The sequence below is a fragment of the Stenotrophomonas sp. HMSC10F06 genome (assembly GCF_001807865.1).
Lineage (GTDB): Bacteria > Pseudomonadota > Gammaproteobacteria > Xanthomonadales > Xanthomonadaceae > Stenotrophomonas > Stenotrophomonas bentonitica_A.
The window spans coordinates 154894-172022 of the sequence record NZ_KV791297.1 but is presented as its reverse complement, the minus strand read 5'-3'; the positions used below and the strand labels follow the sequence as shown (position 1 = coordinate 172022).

Genomic DNA, 17129 nt, shown 5'->3' with positions numbered 1-17129 from the left:
TGACGCGGCGGAACCCATCAGCTCGACGCGGTGCGGATCGCCTCGGGCAACGGCGCGCTCTTGCCGGTCTGCGTGTCCATCCAGACCACCACCACGTTGCCGTCCGAATACAGCGTGCTGTCGTTCTTCTCGTCCACGATGCGGTGGCCGATGGTCACGCTGCTGTTGCCGAGGCGCTCGACGAACAGCTCCACCACGATGTCGTTGGGCCACACGATCGGCAGGCGGTAGTTGACGTTGGTCGCCGCCACTACCGGTGCGATGCGGTCGGTCATCGAAACGCCCTCCACCCCCAGCATCCAGCGCACACGCGCTTCTTCCAGGTAGGAGATGTACTTGGCGTTGTTCACGTGGCCCATGCTGTCCATGTCGCGCCAGCGGACGCTGATCGGTACGCGGGCGAGGATCTTGTGTTCGCTGCTCATTACTTCTTCTTCGCCTTCGTGGTCTTGGCAGGGCTGGTTTTGCTGGGGGTTGCCGCACGCGTGGCGGCAACCGCCTTCTTGGCCACCTTGGCCGGCTTTTCCGGCTTGGCCTTGCGCGGCGGGCGGGCGTCGGGCTTGTTGGCCACGGCCGCCGGCTGTTCCGGGCGCGCGCTGGTGGAAGGCAGCATCTTGGCAAGGAACTGGCCGGTGTACGAGGTCGGGCAGGCCGCCACGTCTTCCGGCGTACCTGTGACCAGGATGGTGCCACCGCGATGGCCGCCTTCCGGACCCAGATCGACGATCCAGTCGGCGGTCTTGATCACGTCCAGGTTGTGCTCGATCACCACCACCGTGTTGCCTTCGTCGCGCAGCTTGTGCAGCACGCCGAGCAGCGCCTCGATATCGTGGAAGTGCAGGCCGGTGGTCGGCTCATCCAGGATGTACAGCGTGCGGCCGGTATCGCGGCGCGACAGTTCCTTGGAGAGCTTCACACGCTGCGCTTCGCCACCGGACAACGTCGTCGCGCTCTGGCCCAGCTTGATGTAGCTCAGGCCCACGTCGACCAGCGTTTCCAGCTTGCGCGCAATGCTCGGCACCGGCTCGAACAGCTTCAGCGCATCTTCGACGGTCATCTGCAGCACGTCGTTGATGTTGTAGCCCTTGTAGAGGATCTCCAGCGTTTCGCGGTTGTAGCGCTTGCCATGGCAGACATCGCAGGGCACGTACACGTCCGGCAGGAAGTGCATTTCCACCTTGATCAGGCCATCGCCCTGGCACGCTTCGCAGCGGCCGCCGCGCACGTTGAAGCTGAAACGCCCCGGCGAATAGCCGCGCGCACGCGCTTCGGGGACCTGCGCATACAGCTCGCGCAGCGGCGTGAACAGGCCGGTATAGGTGGCCGGGTTCGAGCGCGGGGTGCGGCCGATCGGCGACTGGTCGATGTCCACCACCTTGTCGAACAGATCCAGCCCGTCCACTTCCTTGTAGGGGGCGATCGGGTGCGATGAGCCGTTGATCTCGTTGGCGGCCAGCGAGAACAGGGTGTCGTTGATCAGGGTCGACTTGCCCGAGCCGGACACGCCGGTGATGCAGGTCAGCAGGCCCGACGGAATATCCAGGTCCACGCCCTTGAGGTTGTTGCCGCTGGCACCGCGCAGGTGCAGCGTCATCTTCGGGTTCGGCTTGTGCCGGCGCGCCGGGATCTCGATGGCGCGCTTGCCCGACAGGTACTGGCCGGTCAGCGAACGCGGCGCATCCAGGATGTCCTGCAGGGTGCCCTGGCCGACGATCTCGCCGCCATGCACGCCCGCGCCCGGACCGATATCCAGCACGTAGTCGGCCAGGCGGATCGCGTCTTCGTCATGCTCGACCACGATCACCGTGTTGCCGAGGTCGCGCAGGCGGGTCAGGGTGCCGAGCAGACGCTCGTTGTCGCGCTGGTGCAGGCCGATGGACGGCTCATCCAGCACGTACATGACGCCGACCAGGCCGGCACCGATCTGCGAGGCCAGCCGGATGCGCTGGGCTTCGCCACCGGAGAGGGTGTCGGCCTTGCGCTCCAGGGTGAGGTAATCCAGCCCGACATCGACCAGGAAGCCGAGGCGTTCACCGATCTCCTTGACGATCTTGCCGGCGATCTCGCCGCGCCAGCCGGGCAGGGTCATGCCGCTGAAGAACTTCAGCGCGTCGTCGATCGGCATCACCACCAGTTCGGGCAGTGCACGGTCGGCCACGAACACGTTGCGCGCAGCCTTGTTCAGGCGCTGGCCGTTGCACTCGGGGCAGTTGCGTTCGCTGATGTACTTGGCCAGCTCTTCGCGCACCGCGGCCGATTCGGTTTCTTTGTAGCGGCGCTCGAGGTTGGGAATGATGCCCTCGAAGCGATGCTTGCGCTGGGTGCGGCCACCGGCTTCGGTGAAGTAGGTGAAGGTGATGGTTTCATCGCCGCTGCCGTACAGCACGGCCTGGCGCACATCCTCGGGCAGGCTCTGCCAGGGGGCGTCGGTGTCGAACTTGTAGTGCTTGGCCAGCGAGGCGATCAGCTGGAAGTAATACGCATTGCGGCGGTCCCAGCCGCGCACGGCACCGGCCGAGAGCGACAACTCCGGGTGCACCACCACGCGCGAGGGATCGAAGAATTCGGCCATGCCCAAGCCATCGCAGCCCGGGCAGGCGCCGACCGGCGAGTTGAACGAGAACAGGCGCGGTTCCAGCTCCGGCAGCGAGTAATCGCAGACCGGGCAGCTGTACTTGGACGAGAACAGATGCGCAGGCGCATCCTCCACATCCAGCGACTGCACCGAGACCATGCCGTCGCCCAGCTTCAGCGCGGTTTCAACGCTCTCGGCCAGGCGCTGCTTGATGTCCTCGCGCGGGCGGAAACGGTCGATCACCGCTTCGATGGTGTGCTTCTGGCGCAGCGCCAGCGGCGGTACCGCATCGATTTCATGCAGCTGGCCATCCACGCGCACGCGCACATACCCCTGCGCGCGCAGCTGGTCGAAGACCTGGGCGTGCTCGCCCTTGCGCTCGCGGATCACCGGGGCCAGCAGCATGTAGCGCTGCTCGGCGTCCAGAGTGAGCACGTGGTCGACCATCTGGCTGACCGTCTGCGCCTCCAGCGGGTAGCCGTGGTCCGGGCAGCGCGGGCTGCCGACGCGGGCGTACAGCAGGCGCAGGTAGTCGTAGATCTCGGTGATCGTGCCGACGGTCGAGCGCGGGTTGTGCGAGGTCGACTTCTGCTCGATCGAGATCGCCGGGGACAGGCCCTCGATGTGGTCCAGGTCCGGCTTTTCCATCACGCTGAGGAACTGGCGGGCATAGGCCGACAGCGACTCGACGTAACGGCGCTGGCCTTCGGCGTAAATGGTGTCGAACGCCAACGAGGACTTGCCCGAGCCGGACAGGCCGGTGATGACAATGAGCTTGTCGCGGGGCAGGTCGAGATCGATGTTCTTGAGATTGTGCGTCCGCGCGCCGCGGATGCGGATGAAATCCATCGCCATGGGGGATCCGTTGTGGGGCTTCGGCTCAGCGAGCCGGCAAGCGGGTGGGGCAATCGGAAACGGCAATCGGTCAGCCTACCGAGCTTGGGATTTGGGGGCAATCGCGGACTTTGCCACCCCCATGTCTCATTCCCTGAGACCCCGCCAGCCGGTTTCCTGAACCGTATTCAGCCAAATCCGGGTCAGAGCAGGGGGTGGGTTGACCCGAAGTGGTTGAAGTCATTAAAATTCCGCTTCTGTCCGCCCTCGATGGCGGCAGTCCATAGACCACAATAACTACAGAGGAAGTCTGGTCATGTACGCAGTACTGGTAACCGGCGGTAAGCAATACCGCGTGGCGCAGGGCGAAACGCTCCGCGTTGAAAAGCTCGAAGTCGAAGTCGGCAACGAGATCAAGTTCGACAACATCCTGATGCTGGGCGACAGCGATGGCATCAAGCTGGGCGACGCGCTGAGCGGCGCTTCGGTCACCGCCAAGGTCGTGTCGCAGGGTCGTGCCGACAAGGTCCGGATCATCAAGTTCCGTCGCCGTAAGCACCACATGAAGCGCCAGGGTCACCGTCAGTACTACACCGAAATCGAGATCACCGGCATTGCCGGTGGCAGCAAGTAATAAGGAGAAGCAGTCATGGCACATAAGAAGGGCGTAGGCTCATCGCGCAACGGTCGCGACTCCAACCCGAAATACCTCGGCGTCAAGATCTTCGGTGGCCAGGCCATCGACGCCGGCAACATCATCGTGCGTCAGCGCGGCACCCAGTTCCACCCGGGTACCGGCGTTGGCCTCGGCCGTGACCACACCCTGTTCGCGCTCGTCGACGGCAAGGTGGAGTTCTCGGTCAAGGGCCCGAAGAAGCGTCGTACCGTCAGCGTCGTCGCCGAAGCCTGATCTTCAGCGGTACGCAGGCGCCCACGCCACGGCGTGGGGTCGCTGACGAAAGCCCCGCTTCGGCGGGGTTTTTCGTTGGTATCGAATATCGGGCGGGACATTTCCCGCCGCCGGCCCTGGATCGTACCGGGGCCGTTAGACTCTGCGGTGGGGTGCACCTCGCGCCCGCCGCCTCCAGATTGGCATCCAGAATCATGAAACTTGTAGACGAAGCAGAAATCCAGGTGATCGCCGGCAATGGCGGCAACGGCTGCATCGGTTTCCGTCGCGAGAAGTTCATTCCGCTGGGCGGGCCGGACGGTGGCGACGGCGGTAATGGCGGCAGCGTGTGGATCCGCGCCGACGAGAACCTCAATACCCTGGTCGACTTCCGCCATGACCGCATCTTCAAGGCGCAGCGCGGCGAGAACGGCATGGGCCGCCAGGCCTATGGCAAGGGCGGCGAAGACCTGGTCATCACCGTGCCGGTCGGCACTGTGATCATGAACGTCAGCACCGATGAGGTGATCGGCGACCTGACCGGTCACGGCGACCGCCTGCTGGTCGCCAAGGGCGGCCGTGGTGGCTTGGGCAACATGCACTTCAAGAGCTCCACCAACCGCTCCCCGCGCCAGGCGCTGCCGGGCGAAGAGGGTGAAGAGCGCCTGCTCAAGCTCGAGCTGAAGCTGCTGGCCGACGTGGGCCTGCTGGGCTTCCCGAACGCCGGCAAGAGCACGCTGATCCGCGCGGTCTCCGCCGCGACCCCGAAGGTCGCCGATTACCCGTTCACCACGCTGTACCCCAATCTGGGCGTCGTGCGCGTGGAGAACTACCGCAGCTTCGTGATCGCCGATATTCCCGGCCTGATCGAGGGTGCGGCCGATGGTGCCGGCCTGGGCGCGCAGTTCCTGCGCCACCTGCAGCGCACCCGCCTGCTGCTGCACCTCGTGGACATCTCCCCGATGGAAGGTGGCGTGGAAGGTGTCTCGCCGATCGAGCAGGTCCGGGCGATCGAGCGCGAGCTGGAAAAGCACGACCCGGAGCTGCTGAACAAGCCGCGCTGGCTGGTGCTGAACAAGGCCGACCTGATGTTTGAGGACGAGGCCAAGGCCGCCGCCGAGAAGATCATCGCCGAGCTGGGCTGGACCCAGCCGTGGTACCTGGTCTCGGCCTTGGGCCGTGAAGGCACCTGGCCGATCATGAACAACATCATGGCCTTCTTCGATCGCCAGAAGGAAGACGAGGCGCAAGCGCGCGATGCGTACTGAGCGCACCCGCGCGCCCCTGAGAAACCCGGCTCCGGCCGGGTTTTTCTGTGGTGCCGCCGTCGCCGCCAGCCGGGCTGGACGTCGCAGATCGCAGGCAACAAAAAACCCGGCCGGGGCCGGGCTTTTCTCTGCGGCTGGATCGAAGCCACGCGTGGCGTGGCTCTACGACACCCACAGCGCCGTATCAGGCGGCCTTGATGGCCTTGATGCGCGCGGTCAGGCGGCTCTTGTGGCGAGCAGCCTTGTTCTTGTGGATCAGACCACGCGAGCTGAAACGGTCGAGGATCGGCTGGGCAACAGCGAAGGCTGCCTCGGCGCCGGCGGCGTCATTGGCATCCAGAGCCTTGATCACCTTCTTGACAGCGGTGCGCAGCATCGAACGCTGAGCCGTATTGCGCGCGTTGCGCACGACGGTCTGCTTGGCGCGCTTCTTGGCGGACTTGATATTGGCCACAGTGGTGGTTTCCTGAAAAATCGGTGTAATGGGAACAGCAAGCTGGAAAGTATGATGGCTCGAAAAATGTACGTCAAGTCAATTGTCAAGAGGGAACACGGGTGAGTTCACCAAGGATGTTGCGGGGCCTGCTGTCTTTCAGCAGCATGACCATGATTTCGCGGGTGTTGGGGCTGGTTCGCGACCTGGTCATCACCACCACGTTCGGCACCAATGCGGTGACCGACGCCTTCTGGGTCGCCTTCCGGGTGCCCAATTTCCTGCGCCGCCTGTTCGCCGAGGGCTCGTTCGCCACCGCCTTCGTCCCGGTGTTCACGGAAGTGAAGGAAACCCGCTCGCACGCCGAACTGCGCGAGCTGATGTCGCGGGTGGCCGGCACCCTGGGCGGGGTCCTGCTGCTGGTCACCGCGCTGGCGCTGATCTTCGCGCCCCAGCTGGCGACCCTGTTCTCCAGCGGGGTGGATACCGACCCGGCCAAGCATGGCCTGCTGGTGGACCTGTTCCGGCTGACCTTCCCGTTCCTGCTGTTCGTCTCGCTGACCGCCCTGGCGGGCGGGGCGCTCAACAGTTTCCAGAAGTTCGCGATGCCGGCGCTGACCCCGGTCATCCTCAACCTGTGCATGATCGCCGGTGCGCTGTGGCTGGCCCCGCGGCTGGGTGGTACGCCGGAGAAGCAGATCCTGGCGCTGGGCTGGGCGGTGCTGGCGGCCGGGCTGCTGCAGCTGCTGTTCCAGCTGCCCTCGCTGAAAGGGATCAACCTGCTGACCCTGCCGCGTTGGGGCTGGCGGCATCCGGGCGTGCGCAAGGTGCTGACCCTGATGGTGCCGACCCTGTTCGGTTCTTCGATCGCGCAGATCAACTTGCTGCTCGATACCGTGATCGCCGCCAAGCTGACCGACGGCTCGCAGTCCTGGCTGTCGCTGGCCGACCGCTTCCTGGAGCTGCCGCTGGGCGTGTTCGGGGTGGCGCTGGGCACGGTGATCCTGCCGGCGCTGGCCCGCCACCATGTGAGCACCGACAAGGCCGGCTTCTCCAGTGCGCTGGACTGGGGCCTGCGCACGACCCTGCTGATCGCCGTTCCGGCCATGCTGGGCCTGCTGCTGCTGGCCGAGCCGCTGATCGCCACGGTCTTCCAGTACGGGCGTTTCACCGCCTTCGATACCCGGATGACCGCGCTGTCGGTGTACGGCCTGAGCTTCGCGCTGCCGGCGTTCGCGCTGCTCAAGGTGGTCCTGCCGGCCTTCTACGCCCGCCAGGACACCCGTACCCCGGTCCGCGCCGGCGTGGCCGCGCTGGTGGCCAACATGGTGTTCAACTTCATTCTGCTGGCCGTGCTGTACCAGGTGATGGTGCCCGACGCGCTCAAGGCGCAGGGCGTGTGGGTCGCGCTGGGCAAGCAGCCAGGCCTGCACCTGGCGCTGGGCATTGCCAGCGCGCTGTCCAGTTATCTGAACCTGGGCCTGCTCTGGTACTGGCTGGGCAAGACCGATGTGTATCAGCCCAAGCCGGGCTGGGGCGGCTATGTCACCAAGCTGGGGCTGGCCTGCGTGGCCATGGTGGCGGTGCTGCTGGCCCTGCGTTACGGGATGGCGGACTTCACCGGCATGGACAAATGGCACCGGATCGGCAACCTCGCGCTGCTGGTCGGCGGCGGTGGCCTGACCTACCTGGTGGCCCTGATCGCGATGGGCTTCCGCCCGCGCCACCTGCGGGAGCATTGATCCGGGGGCAGCCCGGCTATACTTCATGGCTATCTCTTGCAAAGCATCGGCCCTGGTGGGCCGCATTCCACGTAGATGAGCAGGCTGTTTAGAAGCGTCGAAGGCGGGCAGTTGTTCCCGCACGGAAGCGTGGTCTGCATCGGCGCATTCGACGGCCTGCACCTGGGTCATCGTGCGTTGGTGCGCCACGCCGTTTCGCGCGCGCGCGCACTGGGCGTGGCCGCTGTGGCAGTGGCCTTCGAGCCGCTGCCGCGCGAGTACTTCGCCCAGGGCGAGCCGCCGCCGCGGTTGACCCTGGCCCGCGACAAGGTCGCGATGCTGCGCGAGCTCGGCGTGGACGCGATCGGCCTGCTGCGCTTCGACGCGCGCATGGCCGCGATGCAGGCCGAGGATTTCGTCGAGCAGCTGCTGGTGCACCGGCTGAGCGCGCGCGAGGTGTGGATCGGGCCGGAGTTCTGCTTCGGCAACCGCCGCCGCGGTGATCTGGCCCTGCTGCAGGCGATGGGTCGCGAGCGTGGCTTCAGTGCCGACGAGATCGAGCCGGTGGATCTGCACGGTGAGCGCATCTCCAGCACCCGCATCCGCCAGTTGCTGCGCGCCGGTGATTTCAGCCACGCCGGCGATCTGCTGGGCAGGCCGTATACGATTGGGGGCAGGGTAGTGCGCGGCCGCCAGTTGGGCCGTACGCTGGGGTTCCCGACCGCCAACCTGCGCTTCCCGAAGACACCGGCGCTGTCGGGGATCTATGCCACCTGGGTCCACGGCGTGTTCGACCAGCCGTGGCCCTCGGTCTCCAGCTTCGGTACGCGTCCCACCGTGGAGGGCGTGGAGCCGCTGCTGGAGGCGCACCTGTTTGATTTCCAGGGCGACCTGTACGGTCGCCACATCGATGTCGAATTCGTCGCCAAGTTGCGCGACGAAGAAAAGTTCCACGATCTGGCCGCGTTGACCGACCAGATGCACCGTGACGCCGAACAGGCCCGTCACATCCTTTCCGAACACAGATTGCGAGCCACTGCGTGAGCCAGGACTACAAAGCCACCCTTCATCTGCCGGCAACCGAATTCCCGATGCGCGGCGACCTGCCCAAGCGCGAGCCGGGCATTCTGTCGCGCTGGGAGGACGAGGGCCTTTACGCCCGCCTGCGCGACAACGCGCAGGGCCGCCCGCTGTTCGTGCTGCATGACGGCCCGCCCTACGCCAACGGCCAGATCCACCTGGGCCACGCGGTCAACAAGATCCTCAAGGACATCATCGTCAAGTCGCGCTACCTGGCCGGCTTCGATGCGCCCTACGTGCCGGGCTGGGATTGCCACGGCCTGCCGATCGAGATCGCGGTCGAGAAGAAGTGGGGCAAGGTCGGCGTCAAGCTCGATGCGGTCGCGTTCCGCCAGAAGTGCCGCGAGTTCGCCGAAGAGCAGATCGAACTGCAGCGCCGCGACTTCAAGCGCCTGGGCGTGATCGGCGATTGGGACAACCCGTACAAGACGCTGAGCTTCGATTTCGAAGCCAACGAGATCCGCGCGCTCTCCAAGGTGTTCGCCAACGGTCACATCGTGCGCGGCGCCAAGCCGGTGCACTGGTGCTTCGACTGTGGCTCGGCGCTGGCCGAGGCCGAGATCGAATACCAGGACAAGACCTCGCCGGCGATCGACGTGGCCTACGTGTCGCGTGATTCGCAGCAGCTGGCCGCGCGCTTCGGCGCGACCCTGCCGGCCGATGTCGAGGTCGCGGTGCCGATCTGGACCACCACCCCGTGGACGCTGCCAGCCTCGCTGGCGGTGTCGCTCGGTGCGGAGATCGAGTATGTGCTGGCCGAAGGCCCGGCCCACCACGGCAAGCGCCGTTGGCTGGTGCTGGCCGCCGCACTGGCCGAGCGTTCGCTGCAGCGCTATGGCGTGGACGGCCTGGTCGTGCACGGCCGTGCCACCGGCGCCGCGCTGGAGAACCTGCTGCTGGCCCATCCGTTCTATCCGCAGCGCGACATCCCGCTGCTCAACGGCGAGCACGTCTCCGACGAAGACGGTACCGGTGCGGTGCATACCGCCCCCGGCCACGGCCAGGAAGACTTCGTGGTCAGCCAGCAGTACGGGCTGATGGAGAAGTACAACGCAGGCCAGATCAATCCGGTCGACGGCCGCGGCGTGTACCTGTCCTCGACCCCGCCGGCCGGCGATGTCGAGCTGGCCGGCGTGCACCTGTGGAAGGCGCAGCCGCTGATCGTCGATGTGCTGCGCGCGTCCGGTGCGCTGCTGGCGTATGTCGAGATCGTGCACAGCTACCCGCACTGCTGGCGCCACAAGACCCCGGTCGTGTTCCGTGCCACCCCGCAGTGGTTCATCTCGATGGACAAGGCCAACCTGCGCAGCGATGCGATGGCCGCGATCGACAACGTCGGCTGGTTCCCGAGCTGGGGCAAGGCGCGCATCGGCTCGATGGTCGATGGCCGTCCGGACTGGTGCATCAGCCGCCAGCGCACCTGGGGTGTGCCGATCGCGCTGTTCACCCATCGTGAAACCGGTGAGCCGCACCCGCGTACCGTCGAGCTGATGCAGCAGGTCGCCGACCGCGTGCAGGCCGAAGGCATCGACGTGTGGTACTCCCTGGACAGCGCCGAGCTGCTGGGCGATGAAGCGCCGCAGTACGAGAAGGTCACCGACATCCTCGATGTCTGGTTCGACTCGGGCGTGACCCATGAAGGCGTGCTGCTGGCGCGTGGCTTCGGCAAGCCGGCCGATCTGTACCTGGAAGGCTCGGACCAGCACCGCGGCTGGTTCCAGTCCTCGCTGCTGACCGGCGTGGCCATCGACAAACAGGCCCCGTACAAGCAGTGCCTCACCCACGGCTTCACCGTGGATGAGAAGGGCCGCAAGATGTCCAAGTCACTGGGCAACGGCATCGAGCCGCAGGACATCATGAAGACCCTGGGCGCGGACATCCTGCGCCTGTGGATCGCCTCGGCCGACTACAGCAATGAAATGTCGCTGTCGCAGGAAATCCTCAAGCGAAACGCGGATGCCTACCGGCGCCTGCGCAACACCGCGCGCTTCCTGCTCGGCAACCTGGACGGCTTCGACCCGGCCCAGCATCGGGTGGCCCCGGCCGACATGGTCGCGCTGGACCGCTGGATCGTGCATCGCGCCTTCGAGGTGCAGGAGAAGATCAAGGCGGCGTACACCGGCTACAACATGGCCGAGATCGTGCAGCTGCTGCTGAACTTCTGCAGCGTGGATCTGGGCTCGGTGTATCTGGATGTCACCAAGGACCGCCTGTACACCATGCCGGTGGACTCGCGCGGCCGCCGCTCGGCGCAGACCGCGATGTACCACATCGCCGAAGCGTTCACGCGCTGGATCGCGCCGATCCTGAGCTTCACCGCCGATGAGCTGTGGGGGTACCTGCCGGGCGAGCGCAAGGAGAACGTGCTGTTCGCCACGTGGTACGAGGGCCTGGCCCCGTTGCCGGCCGACGCACCGCTCAACGCGGCCGATTTCGACCAGCTGCTGGCCCTGCGCGAGCAGGTCGCCAAGGTGCTTGAGCCGATGCGCGCCAATGGTGCGATCGGTGCGGCGCTGGAAGCGGAGATCACCGTCGCCGCCGATGCCGAGACCGCCGCGCGCTGGCAGCCGCTGGCCGAGGAGCTGCGCTTCCTGCTGATCAGCGGTGACGTGCAGGTACGCCCGGCGACCACCGATGAGGTGTTCGTCAGCGCCCAGCCGACCGGCAAGCAGAAGTGCGTGCGCTGCTGGCATTACCGCGCCGATGTGGGCTCGGTCGCTGCGCATCCGGAACTGTGTGGCCGCTGCGTGACCAACATCGATGGGGCCGGCGAAGACCGGCGGTGGTTCTGATGGCCGCCGCCCGTCCGCGTCCGAACGCGCTGATCTGGCTGCTGCTCTCGGCGGCGATCATCATCGCCGACCAGTGGAGCAAGGCCTGGGTGCTGTCCAGCCTGCCCGAGTACGAGCCGGTGGTGGTCATCGAGGGCTTCTGGAACTGGTTCCGCACCTATAACACCGGTGCGGCATTCAGCTTCCTGAGCGATGCCGGTGGCTGGCAGCTGTGGTTCTTCACCGCACTGGCAGTGGGCATCAGCGGCCTGATGGCCTACTGGATGTGGGGCACCCCTCGCGGCGCCTGGCGCAGCGCCGTGCCTTACGCGCTGGTGATCGGCGGGGCGATCGGTAACGTGATCGACCGCCTCATGCACGGTCACGTGGTCGATTTCATCCAGTGGCATATCGGGGACCATTACTGGCCCTCGTTCAACATCGCCGACTCGGCGATCGTGGTCGGCGCGGTGGGTATCGCCCTGTTCGGCCTGTTCGACGGCAAGGCTGCCAAAAAAGCGGGATAATTCCCTCCTGTATCCGTAACAACCCGGCTCACGCCGGCCGGAGTATCTGACCGATGGATGTGTTGCTCGCCAATCCGCGTGGTTTCTGTGCCGGTGTCGATCGTGCGATCGAGATCGTCAAGCGCGCGATCGAGACCCTGGGTGCGCCGATCTACGTGCGCCACGAGGTCGTGCACAACCGGTTCGTAGTCGATGACCTCAAGGCCCGCGGTGCAATTTTCGTCGAGGAGCTCGACGAAGTGCCGGACGACAACACGGTGATCTTCAGTGCCCACGGCGTTTCCCAGGCCGTGCGCCAGGAAGCCGACCGACGTGGCCTGAAGGTGTTCGACGCGACCTGCCCGCTGGTCACCAAGGTGCACCTGGAAGTGGCCCGCCACTGTCGCGCCGGCCGCGACGTGGTGCTGATCGGCCACGCCGGGCACCCGGAAGTGGAAGGCACGATGGGGCAGTGGAGCCGCGAGCGCGGCACCGGCCAGATCTACCTGGTGGAAGACGTGGAGGACGTCGCCACGCTGGTCATCGACCAGCCGGAGAACTTCGCCTACACCACCCAGACCACGCTGTCGGTGGATGACACGCGCAGCATCATCGACGCCCTGCGCACCCGCTTCCCGGCGATGCAGGGCCCGAAGAACGACGACATCTGCTACGCCACGCAGAACCGCCAGGACGCCGTGCGCGACCTGGCCAAGCGTTGCGACCTGGTGCTGGTGGTCGGCTCGCCGAACAGCTCCAACTCCAACCGCCTGAGTGAACTGGCGCGCCGTGATGGCGTGGAGTCCTACCTGATCGACGGTGCCGACGAGATCGATCCGGCGTGGGTCGCCGGCAAGAAGCACATCGGCCTGACCGCCGGTGCCTCGGCCCCGCAGGTGCTGGTGGATGGCGTGATCGCGCGGCTGAAGGAACTCGGTGCCACCGGCGTCGGCGAACTGGACGGTGAGCCGGAATCGATGGTGTTCGCGCTGCCGAAGGAACTGCGCCTGCGACTGGTCGACTGACCAGGCATCGCGACGCCACGCATGCCGTGGCGCTGCCCCGGTAGTGCCGGCCGCTGGCCGGCAGCACACCTCGGTTGGCCCGGATCCCATCCGGCAGACAGAACGTCACCGCACTCGGCTGTGCCAATCATGGCCGCAACGCGACGCATGACCTTTGGCCATGGGGCAGGGCGGTAACGCAGGGCTAGGATCGAGGCTTCCCCCGCTGGAGCCTGCCTGATGAAGATGCGTGCCATTGCCCTGTCCGTGTTGCTGGCCGTGTCCGCCACCGGCGTACAGGCGCAGACACCGCCGCCGCAGGATGTGGCCTTCCCCGGCCTGCTGCGCATCGACGTGGACGCACGTGACATCGGCCGACGGATCTTCAAGGTCAAGGCCACGGTGCCGGCCAGACCCGGCCCACTGACCCTGCTGTACCCGCAGTGGTTGCCCGGGGCACATTCACCGAGTGGCCCGATCGACAAGCTCGCCGGCCTGGTCGTCACCGCCAACGGCACGCCGCTGCAGTGGACGCGCGATCCGTACGACGTCTATGCCTTCACCGTGCAGGTGCCGCAGGGCGCCAGCGAAGTGGTGGCCGAGTTCAAGTTCCTCTCTTCGCAGGGCGCCCAGGGGCGCGTGGTGATGACCCCGGACATGCTCAACCTGCAGTGGAATGCCAATTCGCTGTACCCGGCCGGGGTGATCACCCGCAACATCCAGGCGCAGGCCACCGTCACGCTGCCGCCGGGCTGGTCGTACGCCACCGCGCTGGATACCGAGCGCCGCGAGGGTGACACGGTGGTGTTCAAGCCGATCAGCTACGACCACCTGGTCGACTCGCCGCTGTTCGCCGGCCGCCACTTCCAGCGCTTCGATCTGGACCCCGGTGCGAAGGTGCCGGTGCACCTGAATGTCTTCGCCGATGAGGCCAAATCGCTGGCCGCCAAGCCAGAGCAGATCCAGGCGCACCGCGCGCTGGTGCAGCAGATGTACAAGCTCTACGGCGCACGCCACTTCGACCGCTACGAGTTCCTGCTGGCGTTGACCGACAAGCTTGGCGGCATCGGCCTGGAGCATCAGCGCTCCAGTGAGAACAGCGGCGACACCGGCTACTTCACCGAGTGGGACAAGACCTGGCTGGGCCGCGATCTGCTGCCGCACGAGTTCAATCACTCCTGGAACGGCAAGTACCGTCGTGGCGCCGATCTGACCACGGCCAACTTCAACGTGCCGATGGGCGACAGCCTGCTGTGGCTGTACGAAGGCCAGACCCAGTTCTGGGGCCAGGTGCTGGCCGCCCGCTCCGGGCTGTGGAGCCCACAACAGACCCGCGACGTGCTGGCCAATGTGGCGGGCACTTACGATCGTGGTCGCCCGGGCCTGGCCTGGCGCAACCTGCAGGACACCACCAACGACCCGACCATCGCCCAGCGCCGCGCATTGGCCTTCCGCAACTACCAGATGAGCGAGGACTACTACTCCGGAGGCCAGATGGTCTGGCTGGAGGTGGAGGGCAAGCTGCGCGCGCTGACGGGTAACAAGCGCGGGCTGGACGACTTCGCCAAGGCGTTCTTCGGCATGAACGACGGCGACTGGAATGTAAATCCCTACACCTTCGACGAGGTGGTGAGCACGCTCAACGGCGTGGCGCCGTTCAACTGGGCCAGCTTCCTGCGCGAGCGCCTGGACGGGCATGGTCCGCTCACCGGGGGCCTGGAAGCGGCTGGCTGGAAACTGGTGTACACCGATACACCGAACGAGGCGTTCAAGGCACAGGAAACCCGCGGCAAGAACAGCAACCTGCTCTACTCCATCGGAATGTCGGTCAGCGAATCCGGCTACATCGGCGATGTGCTGTGGGACAGCCCGGCCTTCAATGCCGGCCTGACCCCCGGCATGAGCGTGGTCGCGCTCAATGGCCGCGTGTTCAAGGCCGAGCAGTTGAAGGAGGCGATCACCGCGGCCAGGACCGACAAGGCACCGCTGACGCTGCTGGTGAAAAACGTCGATCGCATCGACACGGTGACGCTGGATTACCACGACGGGCTGAAGTACCCGGCGCTGGAGCGCATCGCCGGCAAGCCGGATCGGTTGGCGGAATTGTGGAAGGCGCGCTGATCCCGCGCCGCGGCGGCCGCTGGATCAGTCCGCGGCCTCCACATCCTGCGCGCTGTCGCAGACGCGCTTCGGCGCACACAGCCGATCCAGCAGCGCCAACGTGACCCCGTTGCTCCAGCCGAACCCATCCTGCAGCGGGTATTCGCCGCCACCGCCGCCCGTGGCCGAGCCGTCGACCGCATACTTCTCCACCAGCTTGCCCTTGCGCTCATACACGACCTGCACGGTGTGCAGGAAGCGCACGCCGATCCGGCGGGCGAGGGTGTCCTGCCCATGGCGCTGCAGCCCGTCCACGGCGACCCACTGCAGCGGCGCCCAGCCGTTGGGGGCATCCCATTGCTGGCCGGTTGCCACGGTGGTGGTCAGCAGGCCGCCGTCGCGCAGCAACTGTGTCTCCACCGCCTGGGCGGTACGGCGCGCCTGCGCGCGATCCGCCACGTCCAGCCACAAGGGGAACAGCGCCGCCGCGGTCAGGGCAGGGCGGGTCTGCCCCCGCTCCAGATCGCGGTCGACGTACCAGCCCTGGTCGTCATCCCAGAGCAGCGCGTTGATGGCGTGCCGGCGTGCCTTCGCCTGACGGGTGAAGGCGCGTGCCGCCGTGCGGTCACCGGCCGCCTTGCTGGCGCGGGCCAGCGTGGTTTCCAGATGGAACAGCAGGCTGTTCAGATCGACCGGTACGATCGCGGTGGTGCGGATGCTCGCCAACACGGACGGCTCGGCCAGCCAGCGCGAGCTGAAATCCCAGCCGGACTCCGCGCCGGCGCGCAGATCGCGATAGATCTGTGAGGGCGTGCGCTGCGGTGCCTGCGCAGCCGTGGCCACGTCGTCCATCCAGGATTCGGTGCGCGGCACCGCGCGGTCGTCCCAGTAGCGGTTGAGCAGTTGCCCGTCCGCCAGCCGCACGACGCGTTCGCGCGCCTCCCCCGCTGCCAGCGTTTCCGCGCCGCGCATCCAGAACGCATGCTCGATGCGCAACTGCGGCAGATAGCGGCGGTAGGCCTCATCGCCTTCATGCGTGGCGAGCAGATCCACCATCAGGCTGAAGAAGGGGGGTTGCGAGCGGCTCAGGTAGTAGCTGCGGTTGCCGTTGGGGATATGGCCGTAGCTGTCGAGCTGGAACGCGAAGTTGTCCACCATGTCGCGCACCTGCTGCCAGCGGCCACTGGAGGCCAGCCCGAGCAGGGTGAAGTAGCTGTCCCAGTAGTACACCTCGCGGAAGCGGCCGCCGGGCACCACGTAGGGCTTGGGCAGCGGCAGCAGCGAGCCGTTCGGATCCACGGTGCCGGTGGTGCGGGTCAGCACCGGCCATAGCCCCTCGATGTGCGCGCGCAGCGTCTCGCCCGCTGGCGGCACGTAGGGCTGGGTGTCACCAGGCACTGCGAAGTGCTCGGCTACGAAGGCTGCCAGGTCGAATCCGGGCTGCGTCCTGGCGCGCTGCCACTCGGTCAGGACGGTCGCCGCCGGCTGGCGGGGCACCGCATCGGCGAAGGTCTTCTGATCCTTGAACAGGTGCGCGCCCTGGACCTGCTGGAACAGGGGCTGCCACTGCTGGTCCGGTGTCTGCGGCGTCGGCACCGTGCCTTGTGCCTGCGCGGCGGCGCTCAACAACAGGGATGACAGCAGCAGGCCGGCCAGGCGGGGACAGGGGCGCATGGGATGCCTCCGGAGATGGGGAGCCCACTGTAGGGGCCGGCGCGTCAAGGGCTGGTGCGGCGGCAGCGGGTCGTACCGGGGCATTGGGGCATGGGCGCTTCCATGGTGGGGCGCTTCCCTGATTGACCAAAGTGGTCGACACCCCCTAGAATTCACGACCTCGCCGGAATAGCTCAGTTGGTAGAGCGGCGCATTCGTAATGCGTAGGTCGTAGGTTCGATTCCTATTTCCGGCACCAGATACAGCAAAAAGCCCCGGCCTTGGTCGGGGCTTT

The 17129-nt window shown here is 66.4% G+C and carries 13 protein-coding genes and 1 tRNA gene; 10 read left to right on the top strand and 4 right to left on the bottom strand.

What is annotated here, in order from left to right:
* Positions 1-17 precede the first annotated feature (17 nt).
* Both HMPREF3113_RS13860 and uvrA read right to left on the bottom strand, forming a co-directional pair.
* Positions 18-425 (bottom strand): acyl-CoA thioesterase, encoded by a 408-nt coding sequence (locus HMPREF3113_RS13860; RefSeq protein ID WP_019184520.1) that lies wholly within the window; start codon positions 423-425, stop codon positions 18-20.
* Positions 425-3430 carry an excinuclease ABC subunit UvrA gene (gene uvrA, locus HMPREF3113_RS13855; RefSeq protein ID WP_070473414.1) on the bottom strand — a complete coding sequence of 1002 codons (3006 nt, stop codon included), beginning with the start codon at positions 3428-3430 and terminating at the stop codon, positions 425-427. Before uvrA ends, HMPREF3113_RS13860 begins: the two co-directional genes overlap by 1 nt.
* 295 nt (positions 3431-3725) lie before the next feature.
* On the opposite strand from uvrA, the gene rplU reads away from it, so the two are divergent.
* The 3 genes from rplU to obgE all read left to right on the top strand — a co-directional run bounded on the left by rplU (position 3726) and on the right by obgE (position 5566).
* Complete coding sequence (gene rplU, locus HMPREF3113_RS13850; RefSeq protein ID WP_019184518.1) at positions 3726-4043, top strand: 50S ribosomal protein L21; 318 nt, start codon at positions 3726-3728, stop codon at positions 4041-4043.
* Positions 4044-4058: 15 nt separating this feature from the next.
* On the top strand, positions 4059-4319 hold the full coding sequence (gene rpmA, locus HMPREF3113_RS13845) for a 50S ribosomal protein L27 (protein WP_019184517.1): 261 nt from the start codon (positions 4059-4061) through the stop codon (positions 4317-4319).
* 194 nt (positions 4320-4513) lie between these two features.
* Positions 4514-5566, top strand: a complete 1053-nt coding sequence (gene obgE, locus HMPREF3113_RS13840; protein WP_046272194.1) for a GTPase ObgE — start codon at positions 4514-4516, stop codon at positions 5564-5566.
* A 184-nt stretch (positions 5567-5750) separates the two neighbouring features.
* Here the strand turns inward: obgE and rpsT are convergent, their stop codons facing one another.
* The gene (rpsT, locus tag HMPREF3113_RS13835) at positions 5751-6020 is read right to left on the bottom strand and encodes a 30S ribosomal protein S20 (protein WP_019184515.1); all 270 of its coding nucleotides are present in this window, start codon (positions 6018-6020) and stop codon (positions 5751-5753) included.
* 116 nt (positions 6021-6136) lie between these two features.
* On the opposite strand from rpsT, the gene murJ reads away from it, so the two are divergent.
* From murJ to HMPREF3113_RS13805, 6 genes are all read left to right on the top strand, one after another.
* Positions 6137-7741 carry a murein biosynthesis integral membrane protein MurJ gene (gene murJ, locus HMPREF3113_RS13830; RefSeq protein WP_026069993.1) on the top strand — a complete coding sequence of 535 codons (1605 nt, stop codon included), beginning with the start codon at positions 6137-6139 and terminating at the stop codon, positions 7739-7741.
* 75 nt (positions 7742-7816) lie between these two features.
* The gene (locus HMPREF3113_RS13825) at positions 7817-8764 is read left to right on the top strand and encodes a bifunctional riboflavin kinase/FAD synthetase (protein WP_070473413.1); all 948 of its coding nucleotides are present in this window, start codon (positions 7817-7819) and stop codon (positions 8762-8764) included.
* Entirely contained in the window at positions 8761-11592 is a 2832-nt protein-coding gene (ileS, locus tag HMPREF3113_RS13820) for an isoleucine--tRNA ligase (protein ID WP_070473412.1), read from the top strand. The genes HMPREF3113_RS13825 and ileS overlap by 4 nt, the downstream gene beginning before the upstream one ends.
* Entirely contained in the window at positions 11592-12098 is a 507-nt protein-coding gene (gene lspA, locus HMPREF3113_RS13815; RefSeq protein WP_070473410.1) for a signal peptidase II, read from the top strand. Before ileS ends, lspA begins: the two co-directional genes overlap by 1 nt.
* Positions 12099-12151: 53 nt before the next feature.
* On the top strand, positions 12152-13102 hold the full coding sequence (gene ispH / locus HMPREF3113_RS13810) for a 4-hydroxy-3-methylbut-2-enyl diphosphate reductase (protein WP_019184510.1): 951 nt from the start codon (positions 12152-12154) through the stop codon (positions 13100-13102).
* A 219-nt stretch (positions 13103-13321) separates the two neighbouring features.
* Positions 13322-15202, top strand: a complete 1881-nt coding sequence (locus HMPREF3113_RS13805; protein WP_070473408.1) for a M61 family metallopeptidase — start codon at positions 13322-13324, stop codon at positions 15200-15202.
* Positions 15203-15226: 24 nt separating this feature from the next.
* Here the strand turns inward: HMPREF3113_RS13805 and treA are convergent, their stop codons facing one another.
* The gene (gene treA / locus HMPREF3113_RS13800; protein ID WP_070473406.1) at positions 15227-16855 is read right to left on the bottom strand and encodes an alpha,alpha-trehalase TreA; all 1629 of its coding nucleotides are present in this window, start codon (positions 16853-16855) and stop codon (positions 15227-15229) included.
* A 162-nt stretch (positions 16856-17017) separates the two neighbouring features.
* Between treA and HMPREF3113_RS13795 the strand changes: the two genes are divergently transcribed.
* Positions 17018-17093: transfer RNA gene (locus tag HMPREF3113_RS13795), tRNA-Thr, on the top strand.
* Positions 17094-17129: the final 36 nt, after the last annotated feature.

Bases quoted from the DNA above. Each gene is read 5' to 3' on its own strand.
- rplU (WP_019184518.1), top strand. From the start codon at position 3,726: ATGTACGCAGTACTGGTAACCGGCGGTAAGCAATACCGCGTGGCGCAG.
- treA (WP_070473406.1), bottom strand. From the start codon at position 16,855: ATGCGCCCCTGTCCCCGCCTGGCCGGCCTGCTGCTGTCATCCCTGTTG.
- murJ (WP_026069993.1), top strand. From the start codon at position 6,137: ATGTTGCGGGGCCTGCTGTCTTTCAGCAGCATGACCATGATTTCGCGG.
- uvrA (WP_070473414.1), bottom strand. From the start codon at position 3,430: ATGGCGATGGATTTCATCCGCATCCGCGGCGCGCGGACGCACAATCTC.
- HMPREF3113_RS13860 (WP_019184520.1), bottom strand. From the start codon at position 425: ATGAGCAGCGAACACAAGATCCTCGCCCGCGTACCGATCAGCGTCCGC.
- lspA (WP_070473410.1), top strand. From the start codon at position 11,592: ATGGCCGCCGCCCGTCCGCGTCCGAACGCGCTGATCTGGCTGCTGCTC.
- obgE (WP_046272194.1), top strand. From the start codon at position 4,514: ATGAAACTTGTAGACGAAGCAGAAATCCAGGTGATCGCCGGCAATGGC.
- HMPREF3113_RS13805 (WP_070473408.1), top strand. From the start codon at position 13,322: ATGAAGATGCGTGCCATTGCCCTGTCCGTGTTGCTGGCCGTGTCCGCC.
- HMPREF3113_RS13825 (WP_070473413.1), top strand. From the start codon at position 7,817: ATGAGCAGGCTGTTTAGAAGCGTCGAAGGCGGGCAGTTGTTCCCGCAC.
- rpmA (WP_019184517.1), top strand. From the start codon at position 4,059: ATGGCACATAAGAAGGGCGTAGGCTCATCGCGCAACGGTCGCGACTCC.
- ispH (WP_019184510.1), top strand. From the start codon at position 12,152: ATGGATGTGTTGCTCGCCAATCCGCGTGGTTTCTGTGCCGGTGTCGAT.